This window comes from Streptomyces sp. NPDC059567, assembly GCF_042735655.1.
Classification (GTDB): domain Bacteria; phylum Actinomycetota; class Actinomycetes; order Streptomycetales; family Streptomycetaceae; genus Streptomyces.
In genome coordinates this window covers 47,712-58,805 of sequence record NZ_JBHWBS010000043.1, presented here as the reverse complement: position 1 = coordinate 58,805, position 11,094 = coordinate 47,712, and the positions used below count along the sequence as shown (strand labels likewise).

Genomic DNA, 11,094 nt, shown 5'->3' with positions numbered 1-11,094 from the left:
GTGGGGGGGTGTGGGGGGGGGTTGGGGGGGGGGTGCGGGGGCGGGGGGGGGGGGGGGGGCGGGTGGGGGCCAACACGCCCCCGGCCCGATGACCGCGACCGAGGTGTTCGAGCCGCCGGGCCCGGTCGTGGCGTAGGCGCAGGCATCGGCGGCGGCGGGCGCCGGTGCGGCGAGGAGCCACACCAGCGCGGCGGCCGCCAAGGGCCGCGCGAGAGACGATCCGTACAGAGACACGCTGAAGAGCATGATCACACGTCGGGGACACCACGCCGTGAAACGGCCCTGATTCCCCGGATGGTGGGGATCTCGCGGGGAGGGGTTTGACATCCCCGCGGAAAAATTCTTCGACTCCCCTTGAGCACGATGCAGTCGATCTCCGTATTCAAGGCCGGGAACGGCGTTCGGCGCCGCACCGACTGGCGATGAAACAACAGGAGTTGACATGAAGACCTGGGGGAACGCGGCACTCGCGCTCACGGCGGCGGCCATGCTCGCGCTGACGACGGCGTGCGGTCAGGAGCAGGGCTCCTCGTCGCTCGGCGGCCAGCCCGCCGGAGCGGCGAACCCGGCCGGCGCCCCGGCCGACAACGGTTACAGCTCCGGCGGTTACGCCTCCGGGGGCTACGGATCCGACGCGGGCAGCGGCAAGGCCGAGCCCGCCGGGCAGCTGGCGGTGGCGGACACCAAACAGCTCGGCAAGGTCGTCACCGACAGCGAGGGTTTCACCCTCTACCGCTTCGACAAGGACTCCGCCTCCCCGCCCAAGGCCACCTGCGAGGGCGACTGCGCCAAGGCGTGGCCCGTGGTGAGCGCCGACGGCGCCAAGGCCCCGGCCGGCGTGGCCCCCTCACTGCTCGGCGAGGTCACCCGGACCGACGGCACCAAGCAACTCACCCTCGACGGCTGGCCGATGTACCGGTACGCCAAGGACACCAAGCCCGGCGACCTCAACGGCCAGGGTGTCGGCGGCACCTGGTTCGCCTCCGCACCGGACGGGAAGAAGGCCGCACCCGCCGCGGGCGGCGGGGCCGACGAGGGCGGTGAGGAGGAATCCGGAGTGGACGCCGCCGGGCTCTCGGTGCGCAAGGACCCCAAGCTCGGTGACATCGTGGTCGATTCGGAAGGAATGACGGTCTACCGCTTCAAGAAGGACTCCGCCTGGCCCATGAAGACGGCCTGCACCGGCGCTTGCCTGGAGAAGTGGCCGGTTGTCGCCCCCGTCGAGAAGAACGACACCAAGGGCATCACCAAGAAGGGCTTCGTCACCTTCAACCGCCCCGACGGCATCAAGCAGCAGACGATCGACTGCTGGCCCCTCTACACCTTCGCCGGCGACGAGGCGCCCGGAGACACCAACGGCCAGGGTGTGGGCGGCACCTGGTACGCCGTGTCCCCCGAGGGAAAGCTGGTCGGAGCGCCCAAGTAGGTCCCCCGCGCCGCGCTCCCGGCCTGTCGGCCCGCCGTCACTCCTCGCGTGACGGCGGGTCGGCGCACGTCCATGTGCACGTGAATGTGCACGAGCTGAAGGCGTGAATCCTGCGTTCCGCCTGCACGTGCCAATGGCGTGTGACCAAGAACGGACCGCGAATTTCCGTTTCTACTCGCTCTCCCGGCGGGCGATCAGTAGCCTCGGCTCGAACACCGGCCGCGAACACATGGCCGTATCCTCCGTGGCGACTTGTTGGAGACATTGATGGAGCGTCCCGCCTGGGCCCCGCCGGGTATCGATATTTCGGTGCCGAGCGTGTCCCGTATGTACGACTTCTATCTGGGCGGCTCGCACAATTTCGAGGTGGACCGGGAAGCGGCCCGCAAGGCCATGGAGTTCATGCCGGGACTCCCCAAGATCATGCAGGCGAATCGAGCCTTCATGCGTCGCGCCGTACGCTTCGCCGTCGACAGTGGCGTCACCCAGTTCCTCGACATCGGCTCCGGCATACCGACGTTCGGCAATGTCCACGAGGTCGCCCGGGCCGCTTGCCCCGACGCGAGTGTCGTCTACGTCGACCATGACCCGGTCGCCGTCGCCCACAGCCGAGCGGTGCTCGAGGGCGAGGACCGTGCCGCCGTCGTCGCGGCCGATCTGCGCAAGCCGCTCGAGATCCTGCACAGCCCCGAGGTCCGCCAACTCCTCGACATGGACAAGCCGGTGGCGCTGCTGCTCGTCGCCGTCCTGCACTTCCTGGAGGACGAGGACCAGCCGGAGAAGGCCGTCGCGGAGCTCGTCGACGCCCTCGCGCCCGGCAGCCTGGTCGTGTTGACCCACGCCTCCTACGAAGGCATCCCGCTCCTGCAGGACGAGGCCGAGGGCACCGTCGGGGTCTACCGGAACATCCGCAACCCCCTCGTCATGCGCTCCCACGCCGAGATCAGCCGCTTCTTCGAGGGCTGCCCGCTGGTCGAGCCGGGGCTCGTGCCCATGCCCGACTGGCGGCCCGACAGCCCGGCCGACGAGGAGGATCCATACGCCTTCTCCGGCTTCGCAGGGGTGGGGCGCAAGGCGTGAAGGTGCCGTCACAGCCGTCCGGTTGCGGCGCGGAACCGGACGGTCTCGAGGACAGACTCAGGCGGTTCGTGACCATCTGGAGCCGGGCCATCTTCCCGGTCACGGCCACCTCGATGACCCGCGCCGAGTTCGAGCAGCATCTGCTGCCGCTCGCCCGCGAGCTGCGTGCCGCGCTGCACGCCCGGACCTTCGACACCGCCCCCGCGCACCGCGCGGGCACCGCGCTCGTCGGCGTCCACTGCACGGACCCCGACGCGCTCAGCCGCACCCTCGGGGTCATCGACGCGTACCTGGTGCTCTACTGCGGCGAGGACGGCACGTCCACCGAGGAGCTGCGGGCCCGCTGTTCACGGCTCCAGCACGCCATGGCGGCCGGCTTCGCCCAGGCCCTGCGCGAGCGGACCCTGCTGGAGCAGGAGGCCATCGCCCGCTCCGCGCTCACCGCCCGCAGCGCCGCCGAGGTCGCCCTGCACACCACCGAGAGCCGCTTCCGGGCGGTCTTCGACGGAGCGGCGGTCGGGATCGGCATCGCCGACCTCGAAGGCAACGTCCTGGAGGTCAACGAGACCCTCACCCGGATGTTCGGCGGTCTGGACCAGCAGATCCGCAGCCGCAAGGTCAACGAATGGGCCCATCCCGAGGACGGCCCGCACGTCTGGAAGCTCTACGACGAGCTCGTACGCGGCGAGCGCGACCACTACCGCGTCGAGAAGCCGTACTACCGGGGCGACGGCACCGTCCTGTGGACCAACCTCACCGTCTCGCTGCTGCGCGACGCCGAGGGCTTCCCCCGGTACCAGCTGGCGCTGCTGGAGGACACCACCGAACGGCGCCTGCTCAATCTGCGGCTGCGGTACGAGGCGACCCATGACGCGCTCACCGGGCTGCCGAACAGGACCCTGTTCTTCGAGCGCCTGGAGAAGGCGCTCACCCCGGGCGACGGCGCCCGCTTCGGGCTCTGCTACCTCGACCTCGACGGCTTCAAGGCCATCAACGACAGCCTGGGGCACTCGGCCGGGGACCGGCTCCTCGTCGAGGTCGCCGACCGGCTGCAGAGCTGCGCCACGGCACCGGGCGAGATGGTGGCCCGGCTCGGCGGCGACGAGTTCGTCGCCCTGACGACCGGGCCCGGCACCGAGCGCGAGGTCGTCGAGCTGGCGAACCGTATCCTCGCCGCGCTCGCCTCGCCCGTGCGGATCGACGGCCGTGAACTGACCGTGCGGGGCAGCGTCGGTGTCGTCGAAGGGCCGGCGGGGGAGCGGACCCCGGCCGAGGTGCTGCGCAGCGCCGACATCACGATGTACCGCGCCAAGTCGGCGGGCGGCAACCGCTTCGAGTTCGCCGACGCGGAGGCCGACGCGCGCGCCATCACCCGGCACGGGCTGACCACCGCGCTGCCGGCGGCGCTTGAGCGCGGCGAGTTCTTCATCGAGTACCAGCCGCTGGTGCACCTCGGCGACGGCAGCGTGCACGGCGCGGAGGCGCTCGTGCGGTGGTGCCACCCGCAGCACGGTGTGCTCGGGCCCGACCGCTTCATCCCGCTCGCCGAGAACACCGGCCTGATCGTGCCGCTGGGCCGCTGGGTCCTCCAGGAGGCGGTCCGCCAGGCCCGCTTCTGGCAGACCCGGCACTCCGACGGCGGCCCGCTGCGGATCAACGTCAACCTCTCGCCGACGCAGCTGCACCACCCGCGGCTGGTCGCCGACACGGTCGACGTCCTGGAGCGCTCGGGCCTGGAACCCGGGGCCCTGTGCCTGGAGGTCACCGAGTCGGCGCTGATCGGCGCGGACGACGACCTGCTGAAGCCGCTGCGGCAACTCGCCGAGATGGGCGTGGACATCGCGCTGGACGACTTCGGCACGGGCTACTCGAACCTGGCGAACCTGCGGCGCCTGCCGGTGAGCGTCCTCAAGCTGGACCGTTCCTTCACGCAGGGGATGCAGCAGCATCCGGCGGACCCGGTCGACGTCAAGATCGTGGAGGGCATCGTCGCACTGGCGCACAGCCTGAAGCTGGCGGTGACGGTCGAGGGGGTGGAGACGGGGGCGCAGGCGCAGCAACTGCGAGAACTGGGATGCGACACGGCACAGGGCTGGTACTACGCCCGCCCGGGCGCGCCGGACCGAATCCACGCCTTGATCCTGGCGGACGCGGTGTAGTTCGCCCCGGCTGTGGGTGGCGCCCCGCGGGGGCGGCCCGTCCCGCCCTTCTGCCCGGGCCGGGCCCACGCTCCCTCGTCACCCCCCGTGTGGGCAATCGTCCCGCTGGGCGGTGCCCACCCACGCTCCCTCGTCACCCTCGTTGTGGGCAACTGTTCCGCAGGGCTGGGGGTCCCCCAGACTCCGTCCCGGGGGGACCCCCAGCCCAGCGGGACGACCGCCCACAACCCGCGTGCGGTTCGGAACGGCCGCCCGCGTCCCGGGCGCGAGGGTCACGTCGAGTGGAGGAGCATGCGCTGAAGCTCCCGCGCCGCCCGGGGTGGTGCCACGTCGCTGCGGTGGGCCAGGGCGATCGTGCGGCGCAGGCCCGGGCGGGCCAGGGACGTGACACGGAGGTCGCGGCCCGCGCGCGCCGCGACCATCGCCGGGACCACCGCCACCCCCAGACCCGCCCGCACGAACCCCAGCACCGCGTCCATCTCGCCGCCCTCCACCGTGAACGACGGCTCGAACCCCTCCGCCCGGCACGCCGCCACGGTCAGCTCCCGCAGGTCGTAGCCGTGCCGGAACATCACCAGCGGCTGGTCCCGCAGGTCCGCGATCCGCACCGGGCGCCCCGGCGCCGGCGCCGCCGCGCTCGACACCACCACCAGGTCCTCGCGCAGCAGCTCCACCGTCGTCAGCGCCGGGGACGGCGTCGGCAGAGGCAGCACCACCAGCGCCAGATCCAGCGCGCCGCGCGCCAGCTCCCGTACGAGGTCGTGCGAGCCGCCCTCCTCGATGAGGAGCTGGATCCCCGGGTGCAGATCATGGAAGGCGCGCAGCACGTCCGGCAGCAGACCCGTGCACAGGCTCGGCGTCGCGCCGAGCCGCACCCGTCCGCGCCTCAGCTGCACCAGCTCCTGGACCTCGTGCCGCGCCGTGTCCGTGTCCGCGAGGATCCGCCGCGCCAGCGGCAGCAGCGCCTCGCCCGCGTCCGTCAGCGCGATGTTCCCCCGCGCCCGGCTGAACAGCTCCGCCCCCAGCTCCTGCTCCAGGGCCCTGATCTGCTGAGAGAGCGAGGGCTGGGAGACATGGACCCGCTCGGCGGCGCGGGTGAAGTGCCGGGTCTCGGCCACGGCCACGAAGTACAGAAGCTGCTGGAACTGCATAGGCTCAGCCTATCGAGATGAGCCGGACCATGTCTTGGACCTCTCGGGCCCTTCGGCCCTACCGTCGGTTGCATGGCTCTGGCAACGAAGACGGCACCGACGGAACGACCACCGTCGCCCACGCGCGCACACGGCTTCTGGGCATCCACGATCGGCAAGAAGACGGTCATGGCTGTCAGCGGCCTGATCATGCTCGGCTACCTCGTGGCCCACGTCGCGGGCAACCTCAAGGTCTTCTTCGGCCCCGAGGAGTTCAACGCGTACGGTCACTGGCTGCGCACCATGGGCGACCCCGTCCTGCACTACTCCTGGGCCCTCTGGCTCGTCCGGATCGTGCTGCTCGCCGCGGTCGTCGCCCACGCCGTCTCCGCGTACCAGCTCGGCCGGCGCGACATCAAGGCCCGCCCCACCGCCTACGTCCACCGCCGCAAGCGGTCCTCGTACGCGACCCGCACCATGCGCTGGGGCGGGATCATCGTCGCCCTGTTCATCGTCTGGCACATCCTGGACCTGACCACCGGCACCCTCCACCCCGGCGGCTTCCAGGAGGGCCACCCGTACCAGAACGTCGTGGACACCTTCTCCACCTGGTACGGCAACGTGATCTACATCGTCGCCATGCTCGCCGTCGGCCTGCACATCCGCCACGGCTTCTGGAGCGCCGCCCAGACCCTCGGCGTCGGCAGCGCCCGCCGCGAGCGGCTGCTCAAGGCGCTCGCGAACGGCCTCGCGCTCGCCCTGACCGTGGGCTTCGTCTCCGTACCCGTAGCCGTCATGACCGGAGTGGTGAGCTGACATGAGCTACCTCGACTTCACGACCGGAGAGCCGGTCGTCGACCACAAGGCCCCCGCCGGCCCCATCGCCGAACGCTGGGACACCCGCCGCTTCCAGGCCAAGCTGGTCAACCCCGCCAACCGCCGCAAGCACACCGTCATCGTCGTCGGCACCGGCCTCGCCGGCGGCTCCGCCGGCGCCACCCTCGCCGAACAGGGCTACCACGTCGTCCAGTTCTGCTATCAGGACTCCCCGCGCCGCGCCCACTCCATCGCCGCCCAGGGCGGCATCAACGCGGCCAAGAACTACCGCAACGACGGCGACTCCATCCACCGCCTCTTCTACGACACCGTCAAGGGCGGCGACTTCCGCGCCCGCGAGTCCAACGTCCACCGCCTCGCGCAGATCTCGGTCGAGATCATCGACCAGTGCGTCGCCCAGGGCGTCCCCTTCGCCCGTGAGTACGGCGGACTGCTCGACACCCGCTCCTTCGGCGGCGTCCAGGTCTCCCGCACCTTCTACGCCCGCGGCCAGACGGGCCAGCAGCTGCTCCTCGGCGCGTACCAGGCACTCTCCCGGCAGATCGCCGCGGGCAACGTCGAGATGCATGCCCGCACCGAGATGCTCGACCTGCTCGTCGTCGACGGCCGGGCGCGCGGCATCGTCGCCCGCGACCTGATCACCGGCGAGATCTCCACCCACTACGCGGACGCGGTGGTCCTCGCCAGCGGTGGCTACGGCAACGTCTTCTATCTGTCGACGAACGCCATGAACTCCAACGCCACCGCCGTCTGGCGGGCCCACCGGCGCGGCGCGTACTTCGCCAACCCCTGCTTCACCCAGATCCACCCCACCTGCATCCCCCGCACCGGCGACCACCAGTCCAAGCTGACCCTGATGAGCGAGTCGCTGCGCAACGACGGGCGCATCTGGGTCCCCAAGGCGAAGGGCGACGACCGCCCCGCCGCCGAGATCCCCGAGGACGAGCGCGACTACTACCTGGAGCGCATCTACCCCTCCTTCGGCAACCTCGTCCCGCGCGACATCGCCTCCCGCGCCGCCAAGAACGTCTGCGACGAAGGCCGGGGCGTCGGACCCGGCGGCCAGGGCGTGTACCTCGACTTCGCCGACGCGATCCGGCGGATGGGCCGCAAGGCGGTCGAGGAGAAGTACGGCAACCTCTTCGACATGTACGAGCGGATCACCGCCGAGAATCCGTACGAGGTCCCGATGCGGATCTACCCCGCCGTGCACTACACGATGGGCGGACTCTGGGTCGACTACGACCTCCAGACCACCGTCCCGGGCCTGTTCGCCATCGGCGAGGCCAACTTCTCCGACCACGGCGCCAACCGCCTCGGCGCCTCCGCGCTGATGCAGGGCCTCGCCGACGGCTACTTCGTCCTGCCCTCGACCATCAACGACTACCTGGCGCGCCACCCGCACGCCGAGCCGGTCACCGACGACCATCCGGCGGTGCGCGACGCGCTCGCCGAGACGGAGGACCGGCTGAACCTGCTGCTCTCGGTGGACGGCGACCGGACGCCCGACTCCTTCCACCGCGAACTGGGCGAACTGATGTGGGAGTTCTGCGGCATGGCCCGTACGGACGAGGGCCTGCGCAAGGCGCTCGACCGCATCCCCCAGATCCGCGAGGAGTTCTGGCGCCGGATCAAGGTTCCCGGCACCGGCGAGGAGTTCAACCAGTCCCTGGAGAAGGCCAACCGGATCGTCGACTACCTGGAGCTCGCCGAGCTGATGTGCCTCGACGCGCTGAACCGGGCCGAGTCCTGCGGCGGCCACTTCCGCGAGGAGTCCCAGACGCCGGACGGCGAGGCCGCGCGGCGCGACGAGAAGTTCTCGTACGCGGCGGCCTGGGAGTTCAACGAGGGCGCCGCCCCCGTCCTGCACAAGGAAGACCTCGTCTTCGAGTACGTCCACCCCACCCAGCGGAGCTACGCATGAAGCTCACCCTGCGCGTCTGGCGCCAGAAGAACGCCGACGCCCCCGGCGCCATGTCCACGTACGACGTGGACGGCATCTCCTCCGACATGTCCTTCCTGGAGATGCTCGACACGCTCAACGAGGAGCTCATCCTGCGGGGCGAGGACCCCGTCGCCTTCGACCACGACTGCCGCGAGGGCATCTGCGGCGCATGCAGCCTGGTCATCAACGGCGACGCCCACGGCCCGGAGCGCACGACCACCTGCCAGCTCCACATGCGGTCCTTCCAGGACGGCGACACGATCGACATCGAGCCGTGGCGCGCCTCCGCCTTCCCGGTCGTCAAGGACCTGGTTGTCGACCGTTCCGCCTTCGACCGCATCATCCAGGCCGGCGGCTACATCAGCGCCCCGACCGGCGCGGCCCCCGAGGCCCATGCGACCCCGGTCCCCAAGGCCGACGCCGACTTCGCCTTCGAGCATGCCGAGTGCATCGGCTGCGGCGCATGCGTCGCGGCCTGCCCGAACGGCTCGGCGATGCTCTTCACGTCGGCCAAGGTCAACCATCTGAACGTCCTGCCCCAGGGATCCCCGGAGCGCGAGACGCGCGTCCTGGACATGGTGGGCCAGATGGATGCCGAAGGGTTCGGCGGCTGCACGCTCACCGGGGAGTGCGCGACGGCCTGTCCGAAGGGGATCCCGCTGCCGTCGATCGCCGCCATGAACAAGGAGTGGCTGCGGGCGACGCGCAAGTCCGGCCGTCGATAGGGAGGTTGCGACCGCCGCTCTATACTCCGTGTGCTCCACCGGTTGGTATGGCAGGGAGAGACGGGGGAAGCATGGCGGAGGCTGTGGAGACGTCGCTGGCTCTGGACGTGTTGACGGTGGTGGGACCGGCACTGGTGCTGAGAGCCGTGACACTGCCCCTGCTGATCAGGGCCCAGCAGGCCGTACGGCGCCAGGCGTTGGCGGACCCGGCCACGCCGCCCCGGACGGTTCCGGGTGCGGTGGTGGGGGAGCTGGCCCTGGGAGTGGCCGGCGGTGTCGGCCTGTGGTTCGTGATGCCCTCCGGGGTCCTCGACGAGTTCCACGTCCTGGGGCGCCCGGTCGTCCTCCATACCGGGGGGTGGTTGTCGGCCGACTACGGATACTCCCTGGCGATGGCGTGGATCCTGTACATCCTCTTCGTCGTCCTGGCGTCGGTGATCTGGCCGGTGCTGTGGTCCCGGACCCATCACACCCTCGTGACCACGGGAGTACCCGGGGATTCGTGGACCGCGACCCCGGCGGGGCGCCGGCGAGTGGGCGGCCTGGTGGCCCTCCGCATCGCGCTGGGACTCCTTCTCCCGGTCGGTCTCGCCCTGGCGGCCTTCGCGTGTCAGGCCGTCGCCTACGGGGTGAGCCGCAGGTACCGGCACGGAGCCGAGGTCCCCGGCGTCGGCGCTCCGGCCCCGGTCGGCCATGCGCCGGTCGCCCGGACCCCGGTCGGCCAGGACCCCGTCGTACGGGCCTTCAGCGACGCGCCGACAGCGGGGCCGGGGCCCGCCGCGCCCGCCCAGGCCGCCGCGCCCGCCCGGCCCGCCGCGTACGTGCCGACGCAGCCCGCCCCGGTCGCCGACGCCCTGCCGCACTTCCCGCACCGGCCGCTCCTCCCCGGCGAGCCGCGCATGATCGGCGGCTACCAGCTGCTCGGCCGCATCGGAGCGGGCGGGATGGGCACGGTCTACCTCGCCCGGCGCGAGGGTGCGGCGACCCAGGTCGCGCTGAAGACCATCAATCCCGAACTCCTGGACAACGCCGAGCTGTTGCGCCGGTTCCAGCGCGAGTCCGAGGTGCTGTCCATGGTCTCCGGCGCGTACACCGCCCGCGTCCTCGACTCCGGCGTCGACGGCGGACGGCCGTACCTTGCCATGGAGTTGCTGGACGGACGCCCCCTCGACGTCCATCTGGGGGAGCAGGGGCCGATCCGTACCCCCGAGGCGCTGCGGGCGCTGGCGCTGGCGCTTGCCGTGGCGCTGTCCGGCGTCCACCGCCTCGGTCTGGTCCACCGCGACCTCAAGCCCGCCAACATCATGCTGACCACGGCCGGACCGCGGCTGCTCGACTTCGGCATCGCGGACCTGGTCGACGGCACCAGGCTCACCCGCACCGGCGCCGGACCGGGCACCCTGACGTACATGGCGCCGGAGCAGTTCGGTGAGGAGCGCGTCGGTCCGGCCGCCGACGTGTGGGCGTGGGCCTGTTGCGTGGTCTGCGCGGCGCACGGCACCAGCCCGTTCGCGGCGACCAGTACGGGCGCGGTGATCCGCCGGATCGTGGACACCGGCCCCGAGCCGGCCGCGCTGGCGGCGGTGCGGGCCCTGGACCCGGAGCTCGCGGCCGCGGTGGAACGGGCGCTGACCGTCGACCCGGCGGGGCGTCCGGCGGACGGTGCCGGCCTGGTGGACCTGCTCACCTCACAGGGGGGTCCGCAGCACGAGCCGACGCAGGTGGACGTCCGCGAGGAGATCACCCGGGGCTGGCGCACCCTGGCCCTCTGACGGCCGCCACCCGCCGGGCC

At 71.5% G+C, this 11,094-nt stretch carries 8 protein-coding genes; 7 read left to right on the top strand and 1 reads right to left on the bottom strand.

Annotated features, from left to right (window positions below):
• Positions 1-442: 442 nt before the first annotated feature.
• The 3 genes from ACFVZW_RS20415 (at position 443) to ACFVZW_RS20405 (ending at position 4,665) form a co-directional block, all read left to right on the top strand.
• Entirely contained in the window at positions 443-1,426 is a 984-nt protein-coding gene (locus ACFVZW_RS20415) for an SCO0930 family lipoprotein (RefSeq protein WP_384523171.1), read from the top strand.
• Positions 1,427-1,693: 267 nt separating this feature from the next.
• A complete protein-coding gene (locus ACFVZW_RS20410) occupies positions 1,694-2,506 on the top strand; it encodes an SAM-dependent methyltransferase (protein ID WP_384523173.1) in 813 nt (270 codons plus the stop codon).
• A complete protein-coding gene (locus ACFVZW_RS20405) occupies positions 2,503-4,665 on the top strand; it encodes a putative bifunctional diguanylate cyclase/phosphodiesterase (protein WP_384523169.1) in 2,163 nt (720 codons plus the stop codon). The genes ACFVZW_RS20410 and ACFVZW_RS20405 overlap by 4 nt, the downstream gene beginning before the upstream one ends.
• A gap of 272 nt (positions 4,666-4,937) precedes the next feature.
• Here the strand turns inward: ACFVZW_RS20405 and ACFVZW_RS20400 are convergent, their stop codons facing one another.
• Positions 4,938-5,816 (bottom strand): LysR family transcriptional regulator, encoded by an 879-nt coding sequence (locus tag ACFVZW_RS20400; RefSeq protein ID WP_384523167.1) that lies wholly within the window; start codon positions 5,814-5,816, stop codon positions 4,938-4,940.
• A 72-nt stretch (positions 5,817-5,888) separates the two neighbouring features.
• On the opposite strand from ACFVZW_RS20400, the gene ACFVZW_RS20395 reads away from it, so the two are divergent.
• From ACFVZW_RS20395 to ACFVZW_RS20380, 4 genes are all read left to right on the top strand, one after another.
• Positions 5,889-6,611, top strand: coding sequence for a succinate dehydrogenase (locus tag ACFVZW_RS20395; RefSeq protein ID WP_384523165.1), 723 nt, complete (start codon positions 5,889-5,891; stop codon positions 6,609-6,611).
• Position 6,612: 1 nt separating this feature from the next.
• Complete coding sequence (locus ACFVZW_RS20390; RefSeq protein WP_384523163.1) at positions 6,613-8,556, top strand: fumarate reductase/succinate dehydrogenase flavoprotein subunit; 1,944 nt, start codon at positions 6,613-6,615, stop codon at positions 8,554-8,556.
• Positions 8,553-9,302: a succinate dehydrogenase/fumarate reductase iron-sulfur subunit gene (locus ACFVZW_RS20385; RefSeq protein WP_384523161.1), complete on the top strand. Its 750-nt coding sequence runs from the start codon at positions 8,553-8,555 to the stop codon at positions 9,300-9,302. The genes ACFVZW_RS20390 and ACFVZW_RS20385 overlap by 4 nt, the downstream gene beginning before the upstream one ends.
• A gap of 71 nt (positions 9,303-9,373) precedes the next feature.
• Positions 9,374-11,074 carry a serine/threonine-protein kinase gene (locus tag ACFVZW_RS20380; RefSeq protein ID WP_384523159.1) on the top strand — a complete coding sequence of 567 codons (1,701 nt, stop codon included), beginning with the start codon at positions 9,374-9,376 and terminating at the stop codon, positions 11,072-11,074.
• Positions 11,075-11,094: the final 20 nt, after the last annotated feature.

Coding starts and splice junctions, on each gene's coding strand:
- ACFVZW_RS20400 (WP_384523167.1), bottom strand. CDS start 5,816: ATGCAGTTCCAGCAGCTTCTGTACTTCGTGGCCGTGGCCGAGACCCGG.
- ACFVZW_RS20380 (WP_384523159.1), top strand. CDS start 9,374: ATGGCGGAGGCTGTGGAGACGTCGCTGGCTCTGGACGTGTTGACGGTG.
- ACFVZW_RS20410 (WP_384523173.1), top strand. CDS start 1,694: ATGGAGCGTCCCGCCTGGGCCCCGCCGGGTATCGATATTTCGGTGCCG.
- ACFVZW_RS20390 (WP_384523163.1), top strand. CDS start 6,613: ATGAGCTACCTCGACTTCACGACCGGAGAGCCGGTCGTCGACCACAAG.
- ACFVZW_RS20395 (WP_384523165.1), top strand. CDS start 5,889: ATGGCTCTGGCAACGAAGACGGCACCGACGGAACGACCACCGTCGCCC.
- ACFVZW_RS20415 (WP_384523171.1), top strand. CDS start 443: ATGAAGACCTGGGGGAACGCGGCACTCGCGCTCACGGCGGCGGCCATG.
- ACFVZW_RS20385 (WP_384523161.1), top strand. CDS start 8,553: ATGAAGCTCACCCTGCGCGTCTGGCGCCAGAAGAACGCCGACGCCCCC.